Origin of the sequence: Alteromonas aestuariivivens (assembly GCF_003367475.1) — a bacterium.
Taxonomy (GTDB): domain Bacteria; phylum Pseudomonadota; class Gammaproteobacteria; order Enterobacterales; family Alteromonadaceae; genus Alteromonas; species Alteromonas aestuariivivens.
The window spans coordinates 171,260-196,664 of the sequence record NZ_QRHA01000007.1 but is presented as its reverse complement, the minus strand read 5'-3'; the positions used below and the strand labels follow the sequence as shown (position 1 = coordinate 196,664).

The window sequence follows — 25,405 nt, the reverse complement described above, 5'->3', positions numbered from 1 at the left end:
TTCTAACTGCCGTGGCCAGCACAAACAAAACTTCAACACGTCCGTAAAGGAACTTTGAAATTTCATGACCGATTTCCTGTTGCTGTTAATTGGCACAGTGCTAGTTAATAACTTTGTGTTAGTAAAATTCCTTGGCTTGTGCCCGTTTATGGGAGTCTCAAGCAAACTGGAAACCGCCATCGGCATGTCGATGGCGACCACTTTTGTACTGACACTGGCTTCTGTTTCGAGCTACCTGGTCGAAACCTACCTGCTGCAGCCCTTGGGGATCGGGTATCTGCGTACGCTGGCTTTTATTCTGGTAATTGCCGTGGTGGTTCAGTTCACTGAAATGGTGGTACACAAAACCAGCCCTACGCTTTATCGGTTACTGGGTATCTTCCTGCCTTTAATTACCACCAATTGTGCCGTACTCGGCGTTGCCCTGCTAAACCTGACAGAGCAGCATAATTTTATGCAAAGTCTGATATACGGTTTTGGTGCTGCCTTAGGGTTCTCCCTGGTGTTGATTTTATTTGCCGCCATGCGTGAACGTCTTGCCGCCGCAGATGTACCTGCACCATTCCGAGGGGCATCCATTGCCATGATCACTGCAGGCCTGATGTCACTCGCCTTTATGGGGTTCAGTGGATTGGTGAAATTCTGATGACAGTGACCATCGCATTAATCAGCATCGGCTCACTCGCTTTGCTATTTGGTTTGATCTTGGGCTGGGCCAGTATCAGGTACCATGTTGACAGTGACCCTCTGGTGGACCAGGTGGACGAAATACTGCCACAAACTCAATGTGGCCAGTGCGGCTACCCAGGCTGTCGGCCTTACGCTGAGGCCATTGCTAACGGGGATGACATCAACAAGTGCCCGCCAGGTGGCGAAGCAACGATAAAAAAGCTGGCCGATTTAATGGGCGTTGAACCAAAACCTTTAGACGCCGCACACGGCCAGGAAGACGTGAAAAAAGTTGCCTTTATCCGCGAAGATGAGTGCATCGGTTGCACAAAATGCATCCAGGCCTGCCCGGTAGATGCCATTCTTGGGGCTGCCAAACACATGCATACCGTTATTGCGGAAGAATGCACAGGCTGCGATCTTTGTGTGGAACCCTGCCCGGTAGATTGTATTGATATGATCCCGGTGTCCCCTACCACCAGCACCTGGAAGTGGAATTTTACCCAGTCGCCCAAGGGCGATATCGCTATAAAGACGGTATCCTGAACCTTATGTATCCGAATTTTGATCAGGTTGTAGCTCAGCTCGATAGCGGAAGGCTTCAGTCTTTCCCCGGAGGAGTGTATCCTGCGGGCAACAAAGACCAGACCAGTGAATTGCCCATCAGACGGGTTGAATTGGCATCGATTCTCAACGTTCCTTTGCGCCAGCATGTCGGTACCGAGGCAACATTGATTGTTGAACCCGGCCAGCGTGTTCTGAAAGGACAACCCCTGACCAGCAGTCACCAGCCGTTCGCGGTTCCTGTGCACGCGCCGACATCAGGAGAGGTGGTTGGCGTTGGCCATCATGTTACTGCACATCCCAGTGGCCTGACCGAGCAATGCGTATCCCTCCGTCCAGATGGATACGAAGAGTGGTGCAGCCTGACGCCCCTCACAGATTATCAGACACTCAATCCTGCCAAGGTTGTCGCAGCCATCTGCGAGGCCGGGATTACCGGCATGGGGGGGGCAGGATTCCCGACTCATATCAAAACCAGTAGTAGCAAACCCATTGAATTTTTGGTTATCAACGGTGTGGAATGTGAGCCTTACATCACCGCTGATGACCGCTTGATGCGCGAGTACGCCTGGCAGATCCGCCAGGGCATCGATGTATTGCAACATCTGGTGCAGCCCAAAATGGTCCTGATCGCCATTGAAGACAACAAACCTCAGGCCATAGAAGCCATGCAAATCGCCTGTCAGGACAAGGCGAACTATCGAGTGGTGGAGGTTGAAACCAAATATCCGGCTGGCGGTGAAAAACAGCTGATACAGATGTTGACGGGCCGGGAAGTTCCCCGGGATGGCTTGCCTGCAGATATCGGCATCCTGATGTTCAATGTGGGTACCTGTTACGCCGTCGCCGACGCCATCTTTCAGGGCAAACCCCTTATCGAGCGGGTTGTCACATTAACGGGAGGGGCGCTAAGCCAACCGGGAAATGTGTGGGCTCCTATCGGCACTCCGGTCGCTCACTTACTGAATCTGGCTGGCTACCTGGCGGAAAAGCAATCGGCTCCGCAAGTCATTATGGGTGGGCCGATGATGGGCTTTACACTAAGCCATGCTGATATTCCGGTAGTAAAAATTACCAACTGCCTGCTGGCCCCGGCAAGAAACGAGCTGCGCTCCAGTGACAATGAGAGAGCCTGCATACGCTGTAGTGCCTGTGCTGATGCCTGTCCGGTCACTTTGCTGCCTCAGCAGTTGTTCTGGCACGCCAAGGCCCGGGAGTACGACAAGACCGAAGAATACAATCTGTTTGATTGTATTGAATGCGGTGCCTGCGCATTTGTATGCCCCAGCGAAATTCCGCTGGTGCATTACTACCGAAAGGCGAAAGCCGAAATTCGTCTGCAACGGGACGAAAAAATCCGCGCCGAGAAGGCCAAAGAACGATTTGAAGCCCGTAAAGCCCGCCTTGAACGTGAGAAACGGGAGCGCGAAGAAAAACACCGAAAAGCCAAGGAAGCCCGTCTGGCCGCGTCACAACAAGCTGGCAGTGATACCAGTGACAAGGTTGCTGCGGCTCTGGCAAGAGCAAAAGCAAAACGAGCCGCTCTGCCTGACAACAATCCAGACAATTCCGCACCGCCTGAAGAAAGTGTGCCTGAACGTAAAACCCAGGTTGCCGCAGCCATAGCCCGCGCCAAAGCAAAAAAAGCTGCACAACAGGCTTCTGCGCAGGAAACCGGAGATACGGAAAATACAGCCGCAACAGACAATGACAAGCAGCAACGCGTTGCCGCTGCAATAGCACGAGCCAAGGCCAAAAAAGCGGCCCAGTCACAAGGCTCGCCAACGAACAATACTCCGCAACCGGTCTCCCATTCCGATGATACAACAGGTACAGATGCCGATGCGGAGAGAAAAAAGCGGGTCGCTGCAGCTGTTGCCCGCGCAAAAGCCAAAAAGGAATCACAGAAGCTAACCGCCGGCCCTTTGGCTGAAGACTCTCATGGGACAAGGAACCCGCCATTGGGCGAAGCGAGCAGCGCAGAAGATGAAAAGAAACGCCGGATTGCCGCAGCCGTGGCCAGGGCAAAAGCGCGCAAAGAAGCTCAACGGGATGAAAAATAAACTGATATGAAACTGACCCTATCCAGCTCTCCGCACCAGCGTACCCCAAGAGATACCGGCCAGGTTATGCGACTGGTGATCTACGCCATGCTGCCCGGACTGGCGCTACAGTGGTACTTTTTTGGCTGGGGAGTCATTGTACAGGCAATACTTGCAGTGCTAGCTGCCATTGTTACCGAAGCCGCTGTTCTGACCCTCAGAGGCAAAAATATCCGGCATGCAGTCAGTGACTTCAGTGCCGTGTTAACTGCATTGTTGCTGGCTGTAAGCCTGCCTCCCCTGCTTCCCTGGTGGATGACCGTAATTGGAGCGGTATTCGCCATCGCTATTGTTAAGCAGGTTTATGGCGGGCTGGGTTACAACATGTTTAATCCCGCGATGGTAGCTTATGTCATGCTGCTGATTTCATTTCCGGCCGCAATGACAATGTGGATGCCGCCGCAGACCCTTGCAGCCAGCACTGTCAATCTGGGCGACACGCTCAGTGTCATATTCACTGGCTTCAGCAATGCCGGATACGATGTTACACAACTGCGCACTGATTGGGATGGCGTGACCATGGCTACGCCTTTGGATGCGGTTAAAACCGGTCTGACCCAGGGGCTGACCTATTCAGAAACACTTAACATGCCAGTATTTTCCGGTGCATTCGCCGCCAGCCTGGGGGCAGGCTGGGCCTGGGTGAGTCTGGCATACGCCGCCGGAGGGCTTGCCCTGCTCAGGCTGAGGGTTATCAACTGGCATATTCCTGTAAGTATGTTGGCTTCAGTTGTTGTGGTCTCGTTATTGATACACCTAATCAATCAGGATCACTACGCCTCTCCACTGTTCCACCTGTTTAATGGCAGCGTAATGCTTGGTGCCTTTTTCATTGCAACCGACCCGGTGTCCGCATCTACCACCAACAAAGGGCGGCTGATTTTTGGTGGCTTAATCGGGTTTTGGGTTGTCATTGTCCGAACCTTTGGGGGGTACCCCGATGCGGTCGCCTTTGCGGTTATTATTATGAACATGGCTGTACCTCTGATTGACTATTACACCCGCCCGCGTACCTACGGCCATCACAGCCATGTTCGAAGTGGAAAAGGAAAACGGCCATGATTCAGACCATGAGCAAAAATGCCCTGATGCTGGGCGCATTTGCGATCGTCACGACGGCTATGATTGGCCTTACTCACAGTGGCACCGAACAACGCATTTTGGTCCAGCAACAGAAAAATCTGCTGCGGGTTTTAAATGAAGTGGTACCAGAAAACTACCATGATAATGTCCTTTTTGAAGACTGCACTGTTATCAGCGCTCCCGAATTGGGCCCACTACCCGGGCGCAAAATATACCGCGCCAGATTAAACGGGCAGGACAATGCTCTGGCAATTGAGGCAACTGCCCCTGACGGCTACAGCGGTAATATTCATATGGTTATTGGGGTCGATACCGGTCTCAACGTATTGGGCGTCCGAGTGGTTGAACACAAGGAAACCCCTGGTCTGGGTGATAAAATCGAACTTGCTGTCAGTGACTGGATACATTCCTTCAGCGGTAAAAGCTTTGACGCCGCAAAACAAACTCTTTGGCAGGTAAAAAAGGACGGTGGCCAATTCGACCAGTTCACCGGAGCTACCATTACCCCCAGGGCCGTAGTCGGCGCCGTCCGTCGTGCGTTGTTGTTTGCTCAAGAAAACAGCTCCGTGCTGTTCGAGGCGAAAAATGACTGTGCCCCCATTGAAACTGCATCCAAGGGACAATAGAAACCATGAACGATTATCAGGATCTGACCTGGCAAGGGTTGTGGAAAAATAACCCAGCTCTGGTGCAATTACTGGGTTTATGCCCACTTCTTGCCGTTACCGCAACCCTGATTAACGGGCTAGGCCTAGGACTTGCCACAACTTTGGTACTGATCGGTTCCAATATTACAGTTTCTGCTGTGCGTCACTGGGTACGCAATGAAATTCGCATACCGGTGTTCGTAATGATCATTGCGGCATTTGTCACCGTTATCCAGTTGCTGATGAACGCCTTCACCTACCAGCTCTATCTTGCCCTTGGGATTTTTATCCCGCTAATTGTAACCAATTGCGCCATTATCGGGCGGGCCGAAGCGTTTGCATCAAAAAATGCCATGCTGCCTGCCGCCTACGATGGTCTGGTAATGGGGCTTGGCTTTACGCTGGTACTGATGCTACTGGGGGGCATTCGCGAGATACTTGGGGCCGGAACGTTGTTGTCGGGCGCAGACCGTTTGTTTGGCAGCATTGCCCATGACTGGAAGTTTACCCTGTTTGCAACGGAACAGCCGTTTTTGCTGGCCATTTTACCCCCCGGAGCATTCCTCGGAATGGGGCTGCTGATAGCCGCCAAAAATACGATTGACGCAAATCTGGCAAAGCGCCGGCAGCCGGCACAACAACAGGTTACCCGCGCGCGGGTTACTGCTGAGTCCTAGCCTTTCGCCGGAACGACAAGCTTTGGAATTATGAATAAAGAAAAGCGACTGGAAATACTGACCCGACTCAGAGACGCAAACCCACATCCGACCACAGAACTGAATTTCAGCTCCCCCTTTGAATTGCTGGTAGCAGTGACCTTGTCTGCCCAGGCCACCGATGTGGGGGTGAACAAAGCCACCGACAGACTGTTCCCTGTAGCCAATACGCCGCAGAAAATTTATGACCTAGGTGTGGAAGGCCTCAAGGAGTACATCAAAACCATCGGCCTGTTCAACGCCAAAGCCGAAAATGTACACAAGATGTGCCGAATACTTCTCGACAAACACGATGGGGAAGTTCCGGAGAACCGTGAAGCGCTGGAAGCACTGCCTGGCGTTGGCAGGAAGACAGCCAATGTGGTCCTCAACACCGCGTTCGGCTGGCCAACCATCGCCGTGGACACCCACATATTCCGGGTCAGCAATCGCACCAAATTTGCTATGGGTAAGAATGTTGACCAGGTGGAGGACAAATTGCTCAAAGTGGTACCCAAAGAGTTCAAACTCGATGTTCATCACTGGCTTATTCTGCATGGGCGCTATACTTGTGTGGCTCGCAAACCGCGCTGTGGCTCCTGCATTATTGAAGATCTGTGCGAGTTTAAGGATAAGACTGAGTAATTATTAGTGAGCAACTGAGATCAACTCTGCTATCAGTTAATCATACTTCATGGTATTACAAAGGCCTATTTAACTTAAAATCAGGCCTTAAATAATCATGTTATACTTTCTAACAACATAAGTGGGACATTTCTAAAATTAAACAAGCTAATGTAGGCTAGACATATCAGTTAAATAATTAAAGACTGAGTACCGCCTTGTTCATTAGAATTATTGATTTAGGCAGCAATCGGTAATAGTGGACAAAGCAACATCCATCGCATCCGTCGAAGGAACGGAAATATGAGGTTTCACACCATTGCCTTCTATACGACCAGAGTTGACGGAGTAATAATCTGCAATCGGCAAGAATATCTGAAAGCCACCAGCCACATCATACATTTTTTGTGACAACATCTCACCAGCTGTTGTTTCACCTATTAAGGTAGCATTGGGCAGAGCAAGAAGAGCGTCCGCCGCTAACTCACCAGCACTGGCTGTTGTTTTACTTATCAATACGAACACCCTGCCACCGAAATAGGGTGTTGCAGGCTGAAACTGAATTCTTGTTATATTGTTGTTTTGAGCGTCTTCCCAAAATGCTTTAATCGACCAACCTTCCCAAGCAGCGAGCTCTTTCATATCTTTCGCTGTGGGTGGATTACTATTATTGGCATTCCATGCCTGTGACACAAATACACCACTATCTATCGGAGATTCAATCAAATGGCTCACTAGTGGCTTAACTGCAAATGCTCCACCATTGTTTTGCCGTAAGTCGATTATTAGCGCAGCGGCATTCATTTGATTAATTTCATCATAGGCAGCATCAATCTGTTTTATTGTATCTTGCCCCATCATTGTATTAACGGTTAACACAGCAACATTGCCTTCCCATGTCAAAATTGCACCGTTTCCGCCTACATTCATCTTATCTAAAAATTCAGCCAATGCTTCTGCCGACTGATTGGCCTCATCAATTCTGACGTGAGAAAAAGGACCTTCCCACCACATGTGATTGAAACCATCGATAAATTCCTTTTTACTCGTTGCAGATTCTGCCAATGCTCGCATCTTCGCCTGCATCTTTTTATACTCTGGGGAGTTAAGCTCCTGCGGTGAGTAATGATAGGTTTGCATAGCCTTTTCAATATCAACCAATGTTTTCTCAAAAGGTGGCTTTGCAAACGCACTAAATGTTAAATGCACACTTGCCATTAAGACCATATAAATAACTAGCTTACGAAACATAATTTTTTTCCTCGGTTTTAAATATTGAGGGTTCAATTTATCGAAGAAAAAAACCAAAAACGTACATATTCTGGAATACGAACGTCATTTTTGCGTTTTTTTGTACTCGGAGGGAGTCATTCCTGTCATCGTTTTAAACGAGGAATTGAATACTGTCTTAGAATTAAAACCGACCTCAAAGCTTATTGCCAATATATTGAGTTCATCACTAGGGGTACTAGAGATGAGTTTTTTCGCCTCATCTATTCTTAATGTATTTACTAAAGAGTTAAAGCGCATTCCAGTATGCAAGTAGAGTGCGCGAGATAAGAAGCGTGGTTTCAGTCCTTTAGAATCCGCTAAGTCGCTGGCTCGCAAAGTCGGCTTTAGATATAGCTTTTTTTCTTTCAGGTAGGTAATAGCATCTTCTATAGCTGCTTTTTCTTCATCGTTTAGAATGCTTGAGTCGTCCTCAGTACCTTGAATTTGAGTCAGGTCCACACTAGTAAACCCTTCAAACTCCTCTGGGTAACGTATTGCTTTATAAGCAGACCAATTCATTAGCACAATGAGCATGATTAGAGTCATTTGGTGGAAATCAATGGTGCTTTGAAGAAGGTCGTATTTAAAGATCATTACATGACAAATATCAAATATGCTGATCAGTACTAGGCCGATAGTCGCATTTTGAATCCAATCTATACGTCCAGCGCCCGGCACACTAACGATATCTGCGCTTTTTTGTTTAACGCTTATAACAAGTTTGATAGCAAGTGCAAAGTAAATCGCTAGGCTAAAGATACCAAGTACATCGTAGATAAAGTAGGAATTTGCTGATGGCACCGCAATAAGAAAAGGTATAGCATGAACTAGATCTTTATATTCGAGTTTAGGCTTCTGTCTAATTATTTCTCGGACGGACAAATACAGCAACGGACCATAAACAAAACGAAATGAAAAAGTAATATCATACGAACTCGCTACCGTCTGTGTATCAATCAGAAAGTTCGTAATCATGTGTACTGATATGGTAAAAAGTAACAACGAGAATGGTAATAAACGCATCGTTCGCATCATAAAGATAACGTAAACGCTGAACTGTGCAGCCATAACAAGCTGAAAGATATTGGTCAGGGTTATCTGCATGAATTGCGGGAACTCATATTTAGTCTTCACTCTTTTTCCACCAGCCAGTCTTTAATAAACGTACGCTTTTGTCCAGATATAAGTTTGTTAAAAATCACTTATCATGGCTTGCTTAGCACGCTGAAACTAATACTGTGCGATGTAATTGGGTTTGAAGACTTAAATCTACCGTAATTATCTTTCGGCTGGCCAACCATCGCCGTGGACACCCACATATGCCGGGTCAGCAATCGCACCAAATTTGCTATGGGTAAGAATGTTGACCAGGTGGAGGACAAATTGCTCAAAGTGGTACCCAAAGAGTTCAAACTCGATGTTCATCACTGGCTTATTCTGCATGGGCGCTATACTTGTGTGGCTCGCAAACCGCGCTGTGGCTCCTGCATTATTGAAGATCTGTGCGAGTTTAAGGAAAAAACCAGCGATGAGTGACCAAACAGATTTGGCCCTGAAACTAACTCTTTCTGGAGAATTTTAATGCGAATGTTGCACACGATGATTCGGGTTGCAGACCTGGATAAATCCCTCGAATTTTATACCCAAACAATGGGCATGAAGCTGCTGAGGAAATCCGAAAATACAGAATACCAGTACACGCTGGCCTTTGTCGGCTACGCTGACGAATCTGAACAGGCGGTATTGGAGCTGACCTACAACTGGGGGCAGACCAGCTACGACAAAGGAAATGCCTATGGCCATGTTGCCTTTGCCGTGGATGACATCTACGCTTTTTGCGAGCATCTGGAAAATAAAGGTGCTGACGTTTATCGCAAACCCGGGCCGGTAAAAGGTGGTTCAACCGTTATAGCATTTGTCCGCGACCCAGATGGTTACGCCATAGAACTGATCGAATCCAAGGAATAATTATGCCCTCCACCAGCCAGCTTTGCGCATGCGTATTGTTGTGCTGTATCCCTGCCCTGGCCCAGGCCTTTGATGTTGTCGCCCATCGTGGTGCCTCGGGTTATCTTCCCGAGCATACTCTTGAAGCTGTTACGCTTGCCCATGCACAAGGGGCGGATTTCATTGAACAGGATGTGGTGATAAGTAAGGACGGTGAGGCAGTGATCCTCCACGACATCCACATCGAGGAAGTTACTGACGTTGAACTCAAGTTTCCGGATCGGGTGCGTGAAGATGGGCGCTACTACGCCATCGACTTCACCCTTGAGGAACTCAAACGTCTTTCGGTTAACGAACGCCAGAATGAAAACGCCAAACCCATTTTTAAAAATCGCTATTTTGGCGAAGAGAATGGCTTCACAATCCCCACTCTGGCAGAACAAATTGAACTCATCGACAACCTCAACCGCCTTACCAACGCTCATGTCGGCTTTTTTCCCGAAATTAAATATGCCGCCTGGCATCGCGAGCAAGGTTTCGACATAAGCAAAATCATTCTCGGTGTGCTGGAGCGATTCGGTCTGGATGGACCGGACACCAACCTTTACCTGCAGAGCTTCGATTTTAAGGAACTGCAAAGGCTGCGCAACGAACTGGGGTTTAAAGGCAAGCTGGTGCAGTTAATCGGCGAGAAAAAATGGCGGGAATCCGATACGGATTTCCAATGGATTCGCACAGCGGAAGGGTTGGATGCCGTCGCCAAAGTAGCGGATGGCGTTGCTCCCTGGATTGCCCACCTGTTTGAACCGGAACCGCTACGCAATGGTGAGCGGGTTGAACAACAGTGGTTGGCCCGGGCCAGGGAAAGGGGCTTGCAAATCTATCCGTACACCTTTCGGATTGACGCCCTCGCCGCGGACATGACAAAGCAAGAATGGCTGGATGCACTGGTCAAAGAACTCAAGGTGGATGGCATTTTCACTGACCAGGTGCCACCGGTTCTTGACTACCTGGGCCGCTAGGATTTCGACAGTCTGACTATCACACGTCGGTTAAGCGCCCGGGAAGCGCTGTTTGAGTTGGGCGCGATATGGTGCTTTTCTCCGTGCCCGGTCACTTCAATCCGGTCAGCTTCAACTCCAAGCCCAGTAAGATAATCCTTTACCTGAGTGGCACGACGGACGGACAGCTGCTCGTTATTCCAGCGCCCGCCATAGCTGTCAGTATAGCCATCCAGTAGCACCAACTCCATGTTGTTGTCCTCTTTGAGGTACTCTCCAATCATGCTCAGGCGCTTCTGGGAATATTTGGTTAGTTCGGTGCTGTTCTTCTCATACGCCAATACGGTATAGGCAATATCTTCAAAACCAAAAGGTAACAGGTTCGACACACAGCGCACGAACTGGCGATAGCTGTAGGTAAAATTGCTCGCGTTCAGGGCCACGGCAACCTTATCGTAGGGGTTGTACCAGTCCTGATAGTAAATAGTTGGCCAGTAACCTTTTTCCAGCTCACTCAGCATGGTCCAGGCTGCCTCTTCAGGAAGATCACCATTGTACTGTTTGCGCAGAGTCATATCGGCGATGGGTTTAGGCGCTTTACCTGGCATCCACTTCGGTGGAACCGAATACACCGCTGCCATGGAAAATTTCTTTGGCAACAGATGCATATCCAGTTCAAACTCCATATTCAACTGCTTAGAGGCCACACTGGTAAATAGGGCATCCCCATATCCGGGCAGCGGATGGCGCAGGGTACAGGCCAGCCTGGAACCATCATCCACCTGCCAGTCTGAGTTTTCCACCGCTGCCGAATACTGCCGCATTGCCCCATGACAAAACGAACACGTCAGCAAACTGATAAGCACTAGCACTCGATACATTGGATTCTCACATTGATAGCAGGATTACGCCTTACTCACACTTATCGCCCGCCCGGGCAAAAAGTTTAGCGCCAATTTCCGCCAAAAAAGGAATGGCGCTGCCAATTACCCTGCTTCGATTATATTTGCCCGAACAGGGTAGATACTACCGGATAGAGCTGAGATAATCTGCGTCTTTATATGGTTTGCACTGCTATCGGCATAGCACTTGCCGACGTGCGGAAACCTTGGGCGATTAGAGAATTAGAAAACGAGAGATATGTCAGATAACCAAGCCAGTTTAGCCGCGCGTTTCAGAGGATATTTCCCGGTTGTGATCGACGTTGAAACTGCAGGGTTTAACGCTCAGACCGATGCCTTGCTGGAGATCGCCGCCGTCACCCTGCGAATGGACGAGCAAGGAATATTGCACCCGGATCAGATTTTTCATCGTCACATTACCCCTTTTGAAGGGGCCAACCTGGAACAGGCCGCGCTGGATTTTAACGGGATAGACCCCGACTGCCCTTTAAGGGGGGCCGTCGCGGAATCCGATGCCATGAAAGATTTGTGTAAAGACATCCGAAAAGCCCAGAAAAATGCCGCTTGTCAACGATCGGTGATCGTCGCCCACAACGCCAATTTCGATCAGAGTTTTGTCAACGCCGCCATTGAACGCAGCAGTATCAAGCGCACGCCATTTCACCCGTTTGTTTCTTTCGACACCACCAGCCTTGCAGGCCTGGCAGTAGGGCAAACCGTGCTGGTGAAAGCCTGCCGTGAGGCGGGTATTGAATTTGATCAGAAAGAAGCTCACAGCGCGCTCTACGATGCCCAAAAAACTGCCGAGCTGTTCTGCTTTATTGTTAACCGTTACAAATCGCTGGGCGGCTGGCCGCTATCGGCACAGGAAACGGAACAGTAGCAGTACACTGCGAATTATTGGGAATTTGTTCAGTCAGGCTGCGGTTTGGCAAATAAAAAACGCAAAGGCACATCCAGTCTGGCTGCCCAGGCCTTTTCGCTATGATCAGCCCCCTCAAATTGCAAAGACAGCCAACTACTTTCAGGATACCCCCTGCGCTTCAACAGGTTGTCTACCTGGCTCTGCAACGGTGGGTACATCGCATCCAGGGTAACGGTACCGTGATCAAAATAAAGCTTATGCCCAGATAGCCGGGCTATATTCTGGTTGATGTAGGCAATAAATGCATCCGGAGCCGGATTGTTTTGTTCGCTGAAGCTGCCGGGCCAGTGCGTCGACAGACACGCAGCCCCTTTGAAAACGTCAGGGTATTCAAGCATTCCATACCAGGATATCAACCCGCCCATGCTCGACCCCATCAAATAGGATTCTTCCGCATCAGTGGCATAATGGCTGTCGATGTAAGGTTTCAGTTCCCTGACCAGAAATGCCAGATAATCGTCAGAGTACACCCTGGTTGCAAAAAGCCGCTGGTCAGCGCTGCGTCGCTTTTGGTACTCCGCCGCCTGCTGGGCTTCGCTTAATGCCTCAAATGGCTTTTGGGGAAAATATTCACTGTGACGGTTTTCACCGCCATTCCATACCCCGACCACAATAAAAGGCACAACAGCCTGTGATTCAATCAACGCTGAAGCGACTTCATCAACCTGCCACTCCTGATGGTTCCAGGTTTTAGTCGCATCAAACAGCATCTGGCCGTCATGCATGTAAAGCACAGGATATCGTTTGGATTTCAGGTATCCCGGTGGCAGCCACACATCAACGTGTCTGGCCGGAACAAACTTCGAAGAAAAATCCGCCAGTCTTTCCAGCCGCCCTTTGGATACCGACGGCTCGCTTGCAAATCCATACTGCGCCACGAAAATAAAAAACAGCATCAAGAATCGCATGTAAGGGCTCCTGTTCTGTGGTTACCACTCAAGCATAGAAGACTTACGCTGCCCTGTGATACCTAAACAGCAAAAGCAACTGAGCCGCTGGCCCCGAAGACAAAAAAGCCGCAGCGACTTGGCTGCGGCTCTTCGGCTTCAGGGGCGCTTCGCTTACAGCGAGTCAGCCTCTTCAGACAGATATTTAGCAACACCTTCAGGGCTTGCATCCATTCCGGCTTTGCCTTCAGTCCAGCCTGCAGGGCAAACTTCACCGTGCTCTTCGTGGAAGCTCAGAGCGTCAACCATACGCAACATTTCGTCGATGTTACGGCCCAGTGGCAAATCATTGACAACCTGGTGACGCACGTTACCTTCAGCATCGATCAGGAATGATCCACGGAAAGCAACACCTGCTTCCGGATGCTCTACGTCATACGCCTGGCAAATTTCATGCTTGGTATCAGCAACCAGAGTGTACTTAACCGGGCCAATACCGCCCTGGTTAACCGGCGTGTTACGCCATGCATTGTGAGAAAACTGAGAATCGATTGAGACGCCAATGACTTCCACACCGCGCTTCTGGAACTCTTCGTAACGCTTGTCAAACGCAATCAGTTCAGAAGGACAAACAAAGGTGAAATCCAGCGGATAGAAAAAAATCACCGCTTTTTTTCCTTTGATGGCTTCACTCAACGTGAAGGTATCAACAATCTCGCCACTACCCAACACTGCTGCGGCGGTAAAATCAGGGGCAGGACGCCCTACTAGTACGCTCATGATTCACTCCATTAATTTGTGAACAATCGTTATATTGGCTGCTTTCCAAAAGCAGTCTTGTCTACAAGCCCGATGGCTATCTCCATTATTGGTTCTGTTTTGCAAATAACAACCCGCTTGAAGAATTATCTTTAGCGATTCCGGCAGCTTCATACTAAAGAATAATGCAACGGTTTAATTCGCTAAAGAAATGCCACTTGCCTTAATGTTAAATAACAATTATTATCATTAGCAGAAACAGTGAGGGCTAATCTTTTATGTACATTTGCATGTGTTTTGGCATTACCGACTCAGCCATCCGCCACGCGGTGGAAGAGAAAGGCGTGGGTAATCTGCGAGAATTACGCGAGCATTTGAATGTAGGTAGTCAATGCGGAAAGTGCATCCAGATGGCACAGCAAATTATTGATTCAACTATTATTGACGAATCTTTGTTTAAAGAAGTGTGTTGATTCAACGTATTGCCGGGGCCGAAGCCCCAGCATCCTGTTACCTTCCTCAGAAAGTATAAATTCCCTTCAGATAGTAATAGCCACCGTTGATTCCAATCGGAGCTGTGGTTGGGTATTTCGAGCCGGCAATTTCCGTATCGTACAGCACGTTTTCATCCGGGTACTCGTTCAGAGCATTTTTCGCGCCCGCGATTAATTGCAGATTCTCACCGAAGTGATAACCCACTTCCAGATCCAGAGTAAACTCTGATCCCACTTTGTCGATAGGTAAGCCTGAGTCCAGGTGATCTTCGAAGATGCTACCGAAATAGTTCAGCCTTCCCATTACCCGCCAGTCTCCATTGGTGTGTCGGGTTGTCAGACTGTAACGAACCGCCGGCAGGTTATCCTCCAGCATGCGAATTCTGTCGGCGGAGATATTATCCGACGCTTTATCAACAACCGTCGATGTCCAGTTATAAGCCAGTGAGAATCGGGTGTCACCGCCCAGCATTGGCATGCTGTAGCTGCCCACAACATCAACCCCTTCGGTGGTGGTGTCGAAATCGTTGGTGAAGAAGCTAATCTCAGAAAAGCTGGATGCATCGCGGATCCCCTGAGCAAGCAATGCCTCAATATCCTCTTCCGTCAGCTTGATACCGGATGCGGTACTGATGCGGTCGGTCACTTCAATGTGATAGTAATCCATGGTCAGGAAAAGGCCATTGTCAAAATCAGCAACCAGACCCAAACTCATGCTTTCAGATTCTTCCGGCGTCAGTTGTTCACCGCCTTTCAGTACGGAAACCGGATCCGTCGGAGGTAACGTTGCACGATCGATCAGCTTGCCATCGGTTCCAAAAGCAGTAGTAACATTGCGCACATTACTCTGCCCCAGGGTGGGTGCTTTAAACCCGGTTGAATAGGCTCCACGGAATGCAATGCTGTCCAGCGCCTGCCAGCGAAACGCCAGCTTGCCTTTGGTGGTGTTACCAAAATCGGAGAAATCCTCATAACGTAGTGCACCGGTCAGCATCAGCGATTCCGTCAGATACGCTTCCGCATCCACGTAGAAGGCGATGTTGTGTCTGGACACTTCACCCTGACTGTTGGCTGCCAGTCCCGGGAAGCCGTTGGAGCCAATACCAAACCCCTGTGATGCCAAATCGCCTATTTCATAGGAAGCCGGATCACCCGCCACACTTTCATAGGTTTCGTGGCGATACTGGAAGCCACCAGCAAGATAAAGTGGCTCACTCAAACCGATATCAACAGGCTTGTTCAGGTCGATGTCCAGAGACTGCTCAGCCTGGGTATATTTACCCGGTTTGAACGCCATCGGCGTATCCGGGCCCAGTGATGGGTTAATGGTATTGTAAATGGAAAAATCGACTTCATTTTGGCCAAGATTCACGCTTACATCGTAGCCAATTTCATTGGCCAGTTCACCACGGGTACCAAAAACCAAGGACATGTCAGTGATATTGCCGCCAAATCTTGGGGTAAAACCACCAGGCAGTAGTTCGTTGAAGCCAAAACAGTTGGCTCCAACAGCGGTGCTGTTGTCAGCAATTACAGCGTAATCGGCATCATCCAGCACGTTCCCATCGGTAATTTGCACTGCCGGGCATTCAATGCCGTTATTTAGACCATCCAAGTCGCCCACCAGCAGCAATTTGTTGCCATCGGCATCTTCACCACCGTTGTAAACCCCGTCGCGTGTATGCGGGTTACGATAGTAGAAGCCTCCATCCACTTCGCGCTGCGCGTAGTTACCAAACAAATAGGCTTCTGAACTATTGCTGAGTTCAAGGCCAACATTGGCGAACAACTTAATGTCATCCTTAACTTCCGGACTACCCCAAATTTGTGACGGGTTGGCGACAAACGTATTTCCGGCTGCAGTGAGCTCGGCAGCGTCATCACGCTGAACACTTCGGGAGGTATCATCAGCTGTGCGGTATTCTGCACTCAGATTGACAAAGCCATTGGCAGTCAGGGGCAGACCAATGTTCCCGGACATCTGCACGGTATCACCGTCGCCCTCGTAGTAAGAACCATAGTGAACCTCGGCATAGCCACCTTCCGATGCGTCCTGAAGGACAAAGTTGACCACACCGGCGATAGCGTCAGAGCCATATTGTGCAGCAGCACCATCACGCAACACTTCGACCTGCTTGAGCGCTGCCGCAGGGATCACGGAAATATCCGGCCCCTGTGCACCGTCAGACAAGCCCCCCCCTAAAAAGGTGATAACAGCAGAACGATGACGGCGCTTACCGTTCACCAGTACCAGAGTATGATCCGACGCCATTCCGCGCAGGTTTGCCGGGCGCACCAGCGTAGAGGCGTCATTAATTGGTTGGTCGTTGACATTGAAGGACGGCACCACAGTCTGCATCATTGAGACCATGTCCGTTGCCCCCTGATTTTTGATTTCACCCTGAGAGATGATATCAATCGGTACCGCAGAATCGGCAACCGAGCGGGGGGCCGCACGAGTACCTACAACAGCGATTTGTTCCATGTCCTCGGGCGTTTCCGCCTGAGTTTCCTGAGCCTGTACCGGCGACAGACAAAACACACTTAAAGCTGCGCTAGCGGCCAGAGACGCCCTCAGTTGCAGCGTTAATTTGGATAACTTAGAGTTCATAAAAGAATTCCCAGAATTACATTCCTTCTTTGTGGGCAACGGCGTTAGCGCCCTTGCCTATGAGGAATTTATTAATTTTTAGTTGAAAGAGACGCCTTCAGAAGCAGGCAAAACTGACCTGAAAACGTATCAACATTAAGACCAAAATCCGGGCTGATTTCCAGTGTTTTTGTAAGTTTTATGTGAGCAGCTCAATAAAAAAGCAACCACCCAAGAACGGAAAATTAATCTACTAAAGCGGGATTTGTTATGAGAAAAATTCTGAATGCCAATAAAAAAGCCGCCTGATGGGTACAAGGCGGCATTTTGCTATGGTACTTGCAAGGCCAGTTTCCGGCCAGATGATATTTACACTTTATTAACTTTGAGCGTCATCTTGCGTATATTTTTTGGCCGTTTCCTGAATCAATGGTTGCAGCTCATTCTGTTGAAACATTTCGAGAATGATATCACAGCCACCGACTAACTCACCTTCAACCCAAAGCTGGGGAAACGTCGGCCAATTAGCGAACTTAGGCAGTTCTGCACGAATGTCCGGATTTTGCAGAATATCAACATAGGCAAAAGGCTGCCCGCAAGACATCAAAGCCTGCACTGCCTGAGCGGAAAAACCGCAGCTTGGGAGTTTTGGAGAGCCCTTCATATACAGCAGAATCGGGTTTTCTTCTATCTGTTGCTTGATTTTATCTAAGGTAGATTGCGTGTTTTCCATCCTATCCTCTTAAGGTGGCTGATTAATATGCCCGAGATGGGAATCAACGGGATTTATTTCAAGGCCCTAGGGCCTGTTGATCTTTGCTGTTCGAAATTTGTTCTCTCTGAGTGGTTTCAGGGCAAGGCGAGAGTCATGAAGCTTAGTCAGCTAAGTAAATGGCGAACAACGCAGCCCTGGGAGCACTCAGAGTGAACCCGAAGGGCAGCGTTTGTCGCGTTTTTCTGCTGCGTTAGTGGCAGTTCATGTAGATGACTACACTTCACACCCTCTGCCTTGCATAAATGCACGACAATTCGCAGCAAAATTGAACAGCAAAGATCAACAGGCCCTAGTGTACCACAGCATGCGGGGATCCGGCATAGCCCGGTACGAGCATTCCGGGTCACAGCGCTGTTTCAAATTGACATACCATAAAACTGATCGTCCCGCTCAGAATGCTCAAAAAAATTACCAATTTGTCATTGGGTTAATAAAATCTGCCCCCACATCTGCTAATTAAGTTGAGACCACTGTTGGCCCTGATATAGTGTAACCCTCTGGTTTACCTGGTCAGCAGTTAACCCTTTACCAACATGGAGAATCGTATGGCTTTTGAATTACCAGCATTACCCTATGAAAAAAATGCTCTGGAACCACATATTTCCGCAGAAACCCTGGAATACCACTACGGCAAACATCACGCCACTTACGTAACCAAATTGAATGGGTTGGTTGAAGGCACTGACATGGAAAATAAAAGCCTTGAAGAAATCGTTAAGACTTCTGAAGGCGGTGTTTTCAATAACGCAGCACAAATCTGGAACCACACATTTTACTGGCATAGCCTGAACCCGAATGGTGGTGGTGAGCCAACTGGCGCATTGGCTGATGCCATTAACGCCAAGTGGGGCTCATTTGCTGATTTTCAGGCTGCGTTCAACGATAAAGCCGTCAATAACTTCGGCTCAAGCTGGACCTGGCTGGTAAAAACCGCAGATGGCTCACTGGACATCGTAAATACCAGCAATGCAGCAACGCCTCTGACTGAGGAAGGCCTGACTCCATTGCTTACTGTAGATCTGTGGGAACATGCCTACTATATTGATTACAGAAACCTGCGCCCAAAATACCTTGAAGGTTTCTGGGCACTGGTAAACTGGGAATTTGCTGCAGAAAATTTTGCCGCCTAAGTAACCAGCAGATTCCTGACAAAAGCCCGCATCAGATGCGGGCTTTTTGTTTCTTTTTTGTTAATGGAACTGATTACGCTTTTGCACCGCTAACCCGAGTAAAGCGACTTCACATTCCAGCCAAACAATAGCGAATAAAACTTTTTATCCCATTGTGGAAAGTAATCAATAAAACCGCCTCAAAGCACATCTTCAATTTTGAACCATACGCCTAAACCTGCCTCAAGCAAGCCTTTCAGAACGACGACTCCACGGGCGACATGGAATTCACAGGAATTATCTCAGTTAGTTTTTTAAGACGAAACTTCCCCTGATAAATCTAGTTCAATATTTTGGCATGTAAAGCCCGTTGATAGTCCAGATGCATGAACCTGGCAAGAATTTACACAAAAATAACAATAACATGAATTTCTGACTCAGCTAACTATAAGTAAATTCAAGAAAAAAAGTCATAAACTGATCCGTCCAGATGATTAAAAATTATGCTAATTTTTCCGTAAATATCCTTTTTCTTTCAAAAATATTTACTACACTTTTTTTAAAGGGGATCGATTTTTGAGGGGTGCATATGGGAATATTTGAACATTATCAGCAGCGATACGAGGACCGGAAACACGAAGAATTTACCATTCAGGAATTTTTGGAAATCTGCAAAACCGACCCAATGGCCTATGCCAATGCTGCTGAGAGACTACTCAAAGCGATCGGCGAGCCGGAAATGGTGGATACGTCCAAAAATTCTGCTTTAAGCCGCATTTTCTCCAACCGTGTGATAGCCCGCTACCCTGCTTTTAGCGAATTTTACGGTATGGAAGAATCAATAGAACAAATTGTTTCCTATTTACGCCACGCCGCCCAGGGACTGGAAGAGAAAAAGCAAATCCTTTATCTGTTGGGGCCTGTTGGAGGCGGCAAATCGTCCCTGGCTGAGCGGTTAAAGGAATTGATGCAGAAAGTGCCCATATACATGCTGAAGGGCTCTCCGGTTAACGACCACCCTTTTTGCCTCTTTGACGTTAACGAAGATGGGCACTTGCTTGAGAGTGAATACGGCGTTCCAAAACGGTATCTGAAAACCATCATGTCTCCCTGGGTCAGAAAACGTTTGCACGAATTTAACGGTGATATCACCCAATTCAAGGTTGTACGGGTATACCCTTCTGTGCTTGATCAAGTGGGCATAGCAAAAACGGAGCCGGGTGACGAAAACAACCAAGACATTTCTTCCCTGGTAGGGAAGGTGGATATTCGTCGCCTCGAACAATACGCCCAAAATGACCCGGACGCTTATTCCTACTCTGGTTCTCTGTGTAAGGCTAACCAGGGGTTAATGGAATTTGTCGAAATGTTTAAGGCCCCGATTAAGGTACTTCATCCCCTTTTGACAGCAACCCAGGAAGGAAATTACAACCCAACTGAGGGATTCTCTGCGCTCCCCTTTGACGGACTCATACTGGCTCACTCGAATGAATCCGAGTGGCAAACCTTTCGCAACAACAAAAACAATGAAGCTTTTCTGGACCGGGTGTTCATCGTTAAAGTGCCGTATTGCTTGCGGGTGTCCGAAGAGATGAAAATTTACAAAAAACTTTTGGTCAACAGTGAACTGGCGGGGGCGCCCTGTGCTCCTGACACGCTGGAGTGTCTGGCCCAGTTTACGGTACTGTCGCGGCTTAACGAACCAGAGAATTCCAGCCTGTATTCAAAAATGCGGGTGTACGATGGTGAAAGTCTCAAAGACACCGATCCTAAAGCCAAGTCCTATCAGGAGTACCGAGACTACGCCGGGGTCGACGAGGGTATGGAAGGCCTCTCTACCCGCTTTGCCTTCAAAATTCTGTCCAGGGTGTTCAACTTCGATCACCAGGAAGTAGCCGCCAATCCTGTGCATCTTTTTTATGTTCTGGAGCGTCAAATTGAGCGGGAGCAATTTCCACCTGAAACCGCTGACCGGTATAAAGAGTTTCTCAAAGGCTATCTGATTCCACGATACGTAGAATTTATCGGCAAGGAAATTCAAACGGCCTATCTGGAGTCGTATTCCGAATACGGCCAAAACCTCTTCGATCGCTACGTGACCTACGCTGACTTCTGGATTCAGGACCAGGAATACAGAGATCCGGAAACCGGTCAGTTATTTGATCGGGAATCGTTGAATGCGGAGCTGGAAAAAACCGAAAAACCTGCGGGTATCAGTAACCCCAAAGACTTCCGCAATGAAATTGTTAACTTTGTCCTTCGGGCCCGGGCAAGTAACGGAGGTAAAAATCCGGCGTGGACAAGCTACGAAAAACTGCGGACCGTTATCGAGAAGAAAATGTTTTCGAATACAGAGGACCTGTTGCCGGTTATTTCTTTCAACACCAAAGGTTCTACAGAAGACAAGAAGAAACACGACGACTTTGTCAATCGGATGACCGAAAAAGGCTACACACAAAAACAGGTAAGATTACTGTGTGAATGGTACTTGCGCGTACGTAAGGCATCGTAGACCGTTACCCAAAGAGCAGGTGCCATGGCGCATTTTATAGACAGACGACTCAACAGCAAAGGAAAAAGCACTGTTAACCGACAGCGCTTTTTACGCCGCTATAAACAGCAGATAAAGCGCGCGGTTTCTGATGCTGTCAGTCAGAGATCAGTAACGGATTTGGAAACCGGTGAACAAATCAGTATACCGGCAAGAGATATCTCTGAACCTGTTTTTCACACTGGCAAGGGCGGAAAGCGCACTATTGTTCACCCGGGTAATGATCAGTTTACTGCCGGTGACCGCATAAACCGCCCCCCAACCGGGGGTGGTCAGGGAGCTGGCGAAGGGGACGCGAGCAACAGCGGGGAAGGCAAGGACGATTTCGTTTTTTCCATTTCAAAAGACGAATACCTCGATCTACTGTTTGATGATCTGGCATTACCTAATCTCAAGCGGAACCAGTTCGACAAAGTGGTACAGTATGAAACCTACCGGGCTGGTTATCAGACCGACGGGGTACCAGCCAATCTTGATATTGTTCGTTCACTAAAAGGCTCTGTAGCGCGACGAATTGCGCTTACCGGAAATGATCGTCGACAACTCAGGGAGTTGGAAGAGCAACTGGAAAAGCTGAAGCAGGATAAGCATGATCAAGTTCTTGCCCGCATGGAACTGGAAGCTCAGATCGCGGACTTAAAACAAAAGATTTCCAGAGTGCCCTTCATCGACACCTTCGATCTTCGATTCAAAAACTACGATCGCCGTCCCATTCCTACCAGCAAAGCGGTTATGTTTTGCCTGATGGACGTATCCGGATCCATGGACCAGGCAACCAAGGACATGGCTAAGCGATTTTACATATTACTCTACCTGTTCCTGACCCGAACCTACGAAAATGTAGAAGTGGTTTACATACGTCACCACACACAGGCAAAAGAAGTTGATGAACAGGAGTTTTTTTACTCTCAGGAAACCGGGGGCACCATCGTTTCAAGTGCGCTCAAATTAATGGATGAAATTATTCAGCAACGATTCAAGAGCGGTGAATGGAACATTTACGCAGCCCAGGCTTCTGACGGTGACAATTGGGCCGATGATTCTCCTCAGTGTCGCGAGATACTGACGAAAAATCTGCTGCCGGTTACACGGTACTTCGCTTACATTGAAATCACTGACAGACAGCACCAGAGCCTGTGGCGGGAGTATCAGAAAGTATCAGACATTAACGATAATTTTGTTTGCAAACATATCCGTTCAGTCAGTGACATCTATCCGGTGTTTAGGGAACTGTTTAAACGGTCGAGTGAGCAAACTCAATCTGGAGCCCAGTGACAACGATGGACGTTGAAACAAAAGAGAAACACTTGGATGACGGGCCGGATTGGACGTTTGAGATGCTTGAGCAATATGAATTTCACATAGATCGTATTGCCAAGCAATTCCGGCTCGATACCTATCCGAATCAAATTGAGGTGATTACAGCAGAACAAATGATGGACGCCTATGCGTCCATTGGCATGCCCATCAATTACACGCACTGGTCATTTGGTAAAAAATTTATCCAGACAGAACAACAATATCGGCGTGGCCACATGGGGTTGGCCTACGAGATTGTAATTAATTCTAACCCTTGCATCGCTTATCTGATGGAAGAGAACACCATTACCATGCAAGCCCTGGTGATGGCACACGCATGCTACGGCCACAATTCGTTTTTCAAAGGCAACTACCTGTTTAAAACCTGGACAGACGCCAGTTCGATCATTGATTACCTGGTATTTGCCAAAAATTACATCACAAAGTGCGAGCAAAAATATGGTACGGAGGAAGTAGAAAACATTCTCGATTCCTGCCATGCGTTGATGAATTACGGTGTTGATCGTTATAAAAGACCGCAAAAGATTTCCCTGCAGGAAGAAAAAAGCCGTCAAAAGCAACGAGAAAAATATCTGCAGTCGCAGGTTAACGAGTTATGGCGTACATTACCGGAATCCCGGGAATCTCTTAAACCCAAAAACCGCCGGTTTCCTTCAGAACCACAAGAAAATTTACTGTATTTTATTGAAAAGAACGCCCCCCTGTTAGAACCCTGGCAGCGCGAGGTGGTGCGCATCGTACGTAAAGTCTCTCAGTATTTTTATCCACAAAAACAAACCCAGGTAATGAACGAAGGCTGGGCTTGCTTTTGGCACTACCACATCGTCAATACCCTTTACGACGACGGATTGGTTACCGACCGATTTATGATGGAGTTTTTGCACAGTCACAGCAGTGTAGTTATGCAGCCGGATTACAACAGCCCATACTACTCAGGCATAAACCCATACGCATTGGGCTTTAATATGTTTATGGACATCAAACGCATCTGTCAGGAGCCTACCGAAGAAGACCGATATTATTTACCGGACATTGCTGGCAAAGACTGGCTTGAGACCGTACATTTCGCCATGCAGAACTTTAAGGATGAAAGCTTTATCAGCCAGTTCCTGTCTCCAAAGCTAATGAGGGATTTTAAATTTTTTGCTGTGGAAGACGATGCCGATAAGCCGTTTGTGAGCGTAAGCGCCATCCATGATGAGCAGGGCTATCTGAAAATCCGGGAAAAACTGTCAGCCCAATATAACCTCAGCAACATTGAACCAAACATTCAGGTTTACAGTGTGGATGTCAGGGGCGATCGTTCACTTACTTTGCGCTATGTGCCACAAAGAGGCGTTCCATTGGGAGAATCAAAGGACGAGGTCATGCGTCACTTACATCGCCTGTGGAAATTTGATGTTTGTCTCGAACAGCAAAATGGGCCGGACGACGTCCAGGTTATTGCTCGCTGTAAGCGTCATGCTCCTGCGCCGTGAGTAAAACGGCTGAAAATGGTTTACCTTACTGTTCACATACTGTAGCCAGTTTCCGGCCATCGTTACTGAAGTGCAAGCGAGTTAAAGTGCCTTCGCAATAGTCAGACAAATCCAGCCACTCGTGCCAGGGAGAGGCCTCTGAAAGGCCACTCTCAGCCTTTTCATCCGCAATGTTTTTGCTTTGCAGCGACCAGGCATAGATTCGATTTTTGACGCCAACCAACGCCTCAGCCCGAGCGCTCCACGCCATATAATAGGCGTTTTCAGGCATGGTAACCAAAACATGAGCCTCCTGGGTTGCAGGGTCATAGCCCATTAGGGTCCAGGGTTGCTGTTCCGGAGCGGGGTTTTTGGTATAGCTGAACATTGAAGTAGTTGGAATCTTCCACATGCTGGGGCCGATATGATCATCAATGATTGTTTGATGCCCGTTCAATGTAATGGCTTGTAAGGTATGAGGGCTGCCCAGAATGAATGCCAAAAAAGACTCCTCCGCCAGCCACACATGGTAGCCCACCGGTTCCGCTGACGAAAGTTTGCCTAAGCGATTCCCGTTATCGTCGAATGCCCACAGCCATTGTTTACCGGCCTCATCAACCCGTATTACGGAAAAACCGTTACCGGCTGGCATCGGCGTCGGAGAATATTCAGATAACCCTGATGCAGTAAGATTGCGATGAAATCCTCTAACGATGTCATAAAGCATCACATCGGTTTGGGCTGTATCCCCAAGCCCAAAAGACTGGCTGAAATAAAGCCCATCACCGTTGTGCAAAAAATAAGGCTGATTGGAATAATCCGGGTTGTCCGTCAGCTTTTTAGCTTCCACAACCCTCATATTCCCGGCGTCCCGGATCACGCTGAATAACCAGATATTGCTTTCGACGGCAATAGCCTGAAAGTTTGCAACTACTAAAAAAACTGAAAATACGGCTTTGGTGAAGCAATCTTTAAACATGATTTATCTCATTACTCATTTTGATATTCAATCCAGCCTCACCGACAGCACCG

General features: G+C 48.4%; 23 protein-coding genes and 1 pseudogene. 16 read left to right on the top strand and 8 right to left on the bottom strand.

Annotated features, from left to right (window positions below):
• The first annotated feature begins 64 nt into the window (after positions 1-64).
• Genes rsxA through nth form a run of 7 tightly spaced genes read left to right on the top strand, consistent with a single transcriptional unit; the run spans position 65 to position 6,405 of the window.
• Entirely contained in the window at positions 65-646 is a 582-nt protein-coding gene (gene rsxA, locus DXV75_RS11250; protein WP_115593515.1) for an electron transport complex subunit RsxA, read from the top strand.
• Positions 646-1,215: an electron transport complex subunit RsxB gene (gene rsxB, locus DXV75_RS11245; protein ID WP_115593514.1), complete on the top strand. Its 570-nt coding sequence runs from the start codon at positions 646-648 to the stop codon at positions 1,213-1,215. The genes rsxA and rsxB overlap by 1 nt, the downstream gene beginning before the upstream one ends.
• Positions 1,161-3,296 carry an electron transport complex subunit RsxC gene (gene rsxC, locus DXV75_RS11240; protein ID WP_342767310.1) on the top strand — a complete coding sequence of 712 codons (2,136 nt, stop codon included), beginning with the start codon at positions 1,161-1,163 and terminating at the stop codon, positions 3,294-3,296. The genes rsxB and rsxC overlap by 55 nt, the downstream gene beginning before the upstream one ends.
• Positions 3,297-3,302: 6 nt before the next feature.
• Positions 3,303-4,397: an electron transport complex subunit RsxD gene (gene rsxD, locus DXV75_RS11235; protein WP_115593512.1), complete on the top strand. Its 1,095-nt coding sequence runs from the start codon at positions 3,303-3,305 to the stop codon at positions 4,395-4,397.
• A complete protein-coding gene (gene rsxG / locus DXV75_RS11230; RefSeq protein WP_115593511.1) occupies positions 4,394-5,044 on the top strand; it encodes an electron transport complex subunit RsxG in 651 nt (216 codons plus the stop codon). Before rsxD ends, rsxG begins: the two co-directional genes overlap by 4 nt.
• 5 nt (positions 5,045-5,049) lie before the next feature.
• Positions 5,050-5,742 (top strand): electron transport complex subunit E, encoded by a 693-nt coding sequence (locus DXV75_RS11225; protein ID WP_115593510.1) that lies wholly within the window; start codon positions 5,050-5,052, stop codon positions 5,740-5,742.
• Between the two features lie 30 nt (positions 5,743-5,772).
• Positions 5,773-6,405 carry an endonuclease III gene (nth, locus tag DXV75_RS11220; protein ID WP_115593509.1) on the top strand — a complete coding sequence of 211 codons (633 nt, stop codon included), beginning with the start codon at positions 5,773-5,775 and terminating at the stop codon, positions 6,403-6,405.
• A 210-nt stretch (positions 6,406-6,615) separates the two neighbouring features.
• Here nth and DXV75_RS11215 read toward each other — a convergent pair whose 3' ends face one another.
• Together DXV75_RS11215 and DXV75_RS11210 are read right to left on the bottom strand one after the other, a co-directional pair.
• Entirely contained in the window at positions 6,616-7,635 is a 1,020-nt protein-coding gene (locus tag DXV75_RS11215; protein ID WP_115593508.1) for a S41 family peptidase, read from the bottom strand.
• A gap of 84 nt (positions 7,636-7,719) precedes the next feature.
• A complete protein-coding gene (locus tag DXV75_RS11210; protein WP_115593507.1) occupies positions 7,720-8,790 on the bottom strand; it encodes a helix-turn-helix domain-containing protein in 1,071 nt (356 codons plus the stop codon).
• A 147-nt stretch (positions 8,791-8,937) separates the two neighbouring features.
• On the opposite strand from DXV75_RS11210, the pseudogene DXV75_RS11205 reads away from it, so the two are divergent.
• From DXV75_RS11205 to glpQ, 3 genes and pseudogenes are all read left to right on the top strand, one after another.
• Positions 8,938-9,192 (top strand): annotated as a pseudogene (locus DXV75_RS11205) (endonuclease III); the annotation flags it as partial.
• A 45-nt stretch (positions 9,193-9,237) separates the two neighbouring features.
• Complete coding sequence (gloA, locus tag DXV75_RS11200) at positions 9,238-9,624, top strand: lactoylglutathione lyase (protein WP_115593506.1); 387 nt, start codon at positions 9,238-9,240, stop codon at positions 9,622-9,624.
• A 2-nt stretch (positions 9,625-9,626) separates the two neighbouring features.
• Positions 9,627-10,625 (top strand): glycerophosphodiester phosphodiesterase, encoded by a 999-nt coding sequence (gene glpQ / locus DXV75_RS11195; RefSeq protein ID WP_115593505.1) that lies wholly within the window; start codon positions 9,627-9,629, stop codon positions 10,623-10,625.
• Here glpQ and DXV75_RS11190 read toward each other — a convergent pair.
• A complete protein-coding gene (locus tag DXV75_RS11190; protein ID WP_115593504.1) occupies positions 10,622-11,485 on the bottom strand; it encodes a flagellar protein MotY in 864 nt (287 codons plus the stop codon). The two genes, glpQ and DXV75_RS11190, sit on opposite strands and share 4 nt — an antisense overlap.
• 259 nt (positions 11,486-11,744) lie before the next feature.
• Here DXV75_RS11190 and rnt point away from each other — a divergent pair, with 259 nt between their 5' ends.
• Complete coding sequence (gene rnt / locus DXV75_RS11185) at positions 11,745-12,389, top strand: ribonuclease T (RefSeq protein WP_115593503.1); 645 nt, start codon at positions 11,745-11,747, stop codon at positions 12,387-12,389.
• A 29-nt stretch (positions 12,390-12,418) separates the two neighbouring features.
• Here rnt and DXV75_RS11180 read toward each other — a convergent pair whose 3' ends face one another.
• Together DXV75_RS11180 and DXV75_RS11175 are read right to left on the bottom strand one after the other, a co-directional pair.
• The gene (locus tag DXV75_RS11180; RefSeq protein WP_115593502.1) at positions 12,419-13,339 is read right to left on the bottom strand and encodes an alpha/beta hydrolase; all 921 of its coding nucleotides are present in this window, start codon (positions 13,337-13,339) and stop codon (positions 12,419-12,421) included.
• Positions 13,340-13,492: 153 nt separating this feature from the next.
• The gene (locus DXV75_RS11175; RefSeq protein WP_115593501.1) at positions 13,493-14,098 is read right to left on the bottom strand and encodes a peroxiredoxin; all 606 of its coding nucleotides are present in this window, start codon (positions 14,096-14,098) and stop codon (positions 13,493-13,495) included.
• 257 nt (positions 14,099-14,355) lie between these two features.
• Here DXV75_RS11175 and DXV75_RS11170 point away from each other — a divergent pair, with 257 nt between their 5' ends.
• On the top strand, positions 14,356-14,550 hold the full coding sequence (locus tag DXV75_RS11170) for a (2Fe-2S)-binding protein (RefSeq protein ID WP_115593500.1): 195 nt from the start codon (positions 14,356-14,358) through the stop codon (positions 14,548-14,550).
• 46 nt (positions 14,551-14,596) lie between these two features.
• Here DXV75_RS11170 and DXV75_RS11165 read toward each other — a convergent pair whose 3' ends face one another.
• Together DXV75_RS11165 and DXV75_RS11160 are read right to left on the bottom strand one after the other, a co-directional pair.
• Positions 14,597-17,182, bottom strand: a complete 2,586-nt coding sequence (locus DXV75_RS11165) for a TonB-dependent receptor plug domain-containing protein (protein ID WP_115593499.1) — start codon at positions 17,180-17,182, stop codon at positions 14,597-14,599.
• Between the two features lie 358 nt (positions 17,183-17,540).
• A complete protein-coding gene (locus DXV75_RS11160; RefSeq protein WP_115593498.1) occupies positions 17,541-17,894 on the bottom strand; it encodes a Grx4 family monothiol glutaredoxin in 354 nt (117 codons plus the stop codon).
• A 587-nt stretch (positions 17,895-18,481) separates the two neighbouring features.
• On the opposite strand from DXV75_RS11160, the gene sodB reads away from it, so the two are divergent.
• The 4 genes from sodB to DXV75_RS11140 all read left to right on the top strand — a co-directional run bounded on the left by sodB (position 18,482) and on the right by DXV75_RS11140 (position 24,394).
• Positions 18,482-19,066, top strand: a complete 585-nt coding sequence (gene sodB, locus DXV75_RS11155) for a superoxide dismutase [Fe] (RefSeq protein ID WP_115593497.1) — start codon at positions 18,482-18,484, stop codon at positions 19,064-19,066.
• A 568-nt stretch (positions 19,067-19,634) separates the two neighbouring features.
• A complete protein-coding gene (locus DXV75_RS11150) occupies positions 19,635-21,557 on the top strand; it encodes a PrkA family serine protein kinase (RefSeq protein WP_115593496.1) in 1,923 nt (640 codons plus the stop codon).
• Positions 21,558-21,581: 24 nt separating this feature from the next.
• Positions 21,582-22,871 (top strand): YeaH/YhbH family protein, encoded by a 1,290-nt coding sequence (locus tag DXV75_RS11145; protein ID WP_115593495.1) that lies wholly within the window; start codon positions 21,582-21,584, stop codon positions 22,869-22,871.
• 5 nt (positions 22,872-22,876) lie between these two features.
• Positions 22,877-24,394, top strand: coding sequence for a SpoVR family protein (locus DXV75_RS11140; RefSeq protein WP_115593494.1), 1,518 nt, complete (start codon positions 22,877-22,879; stop codon positions 24,392-24,394).
• Between the two features lie 25 nt (positions 24,395-24,419).
• Here the strand turns inward: DXV75_RS11140 and DXV75_RS11135 are convergent, their stop codons facing one another.
• Positions 24,420-25,352: a TolB-like translocation protein gene (locus tag DXV75_RS11135; protein ID WP_115593493.1), complete on the bottom strand. Its 933-nt coding sequence runs from the start codon at positions 25,350-25,352 to the stop codon at positions 24,420-24,422.
• Between the last annotated feature and the right edge of the window lie 53 nt (positions 25,353-25,405).

Excerpts from the sequence above, each read along its gene's own strand:
- DXV75_RS11170 (WP_115593500.1), top strand. The coding sequence starts at position 14,356 with ATGTACATTTGCATGTGTTTTGGCATTACCGACTCAGCCATCCGCCAC.
- DXV75_RS11165 (WP_115593499.1), bottom strand. The coding sequence starts at position 17,182 with ATGAACTCTAAGTTATCCAAATTAACGCTGCAACTGAGGGCGTCTCTG.
- sodB (WP_115593497.1), top strand. The coding sequence starts at position 18,482 with ATGGCTTTTGAATTACCAGCATTACCCTATGAAAAAAATGCTCTGGAA.
- DXV75_RS11150 (WP_115593496.1), top strand. The coding sequence starts at position 19,635 with ATGGGAATATTTGAACATTATCAGCAGCGATACGAGGACCGGAAACAC.
- rsxA (WP_115593515.1), top strand. The coding sequence starts at position 65 with ATGACCGATTTCCTGTTGCTGTTAATTGGCACAGTGCTAGTTAATAAC.
- rsxB (WP_115593514.1), top strand. The coding sequence starts at position 646 with ATGACAGTGACCATCGCATTAATCAGCATCGGCTCACTCGCTTTGCTA.
- nth (WP_115593509.1), top strand. The coding sequence starts at position 5,773 with ATGAATAAAGAAAAGCGACTGGAAATACTGACCCGACTCAGAGACGCA.
- DXV75_RS11160 (WP_115593498.1), bottom strand. The coding sequence starts at position 17,894 with ATGGAAAACACGCAATCTACCTTAGATAAAATCAAGCAACAGATAGAA.
- DXV75_RS11180 (WP_115593502.1), bottom strand. The coding sequence starts at position 13,339 with ATGCGATTCTTGATGCTGTTTTTTATTTTCGTGGCGCAGTATGGATTT.
- DXV75_RS11225 (WP_115593510.1), top strand. The coding sequence starts at position 5,050 with ATGAACGATTATCAGGATCTGACCTGGCAAGGGTTGTGGAAAAATAAC.
- DXV75_RS11190 (WP_115593504.1), bottom strand. The coding sequence starts at position 11,485 with ATGTATCGAGTGCTAGTGCTTATCAGTTTGCTGACGTGTTCGTTTTGT.
- DXV75_RS11215 (WP_115593508.1), bottom strand. The coding sequence starts at position 7,635 with ATGTTTCGTAAGCTAGTTATTTATATGGTCTTAATGGCAAGTGTGCAT.
- DXV75_RS11145 (WP_115593495.1), top strand. The coding sequence starts at position 21,582 with ATGGCGCATTTTATAGACAGACGACTCAACAGCAAAGGAAAAAGCACT.
- DXV75_RS11140 (WP_115593494.1), top strand. The coding sequence starts at position 22,877 with ATGGACGTTGAAACAAAAGAGAAACACTTGGATGACGGGCCGGATTGG.
- DXV75_RS11175 (WP_115593501.1), bottom strand. The coding sequence starts at position 14,098 with ATGAGCGTACTAGTAGGGCGTCCTGCCCCTGATTTTACCGCCGCAGCA.
- DXV75_RS11135 (WP_115593493.1), bottom strand. The coding sequence starts at position 25,352 with ATGTTTAAAGATTGCTTCACCAAAGCCGTATTTTCAGTTTTTTTAGTA.
- gloA (WP_115593506.1), top strand. The coding sequence starts at position 9,238 with ATGCGAATGTTGCACACGATGATTCGGGTTGCAGACCTGGATAAATCC.
- rsxG (WP_115593511.1), top strand. The coding sequence starts at position 4,394 with ATGATTCAGACCATGAGCAAAAATGCCCTGATGCTGGGCGCATTTGCG.
- rsxD (WP_115593512.1), top strand. The coding sequence starts at position 3,303 with ATGAAACTGACCCTATCCAGCTCTCCGCACCAGCGTACCCCAAGAGAT.
- glpQ (WP_115593505.1), top strand. The coding sequence starts at position 9,627 with ATGCCCTCCACCAGCCAGCTTTGCGCATGCGTATTGTTGTGCTGTATC.
- rnt (WP_115593503.1), top strand. The coding sequence starts at position 11,745 with ATGTCAGATAACCAAGCCAGTTTAGCCGCGCGTTTCAGAGGATATTTC.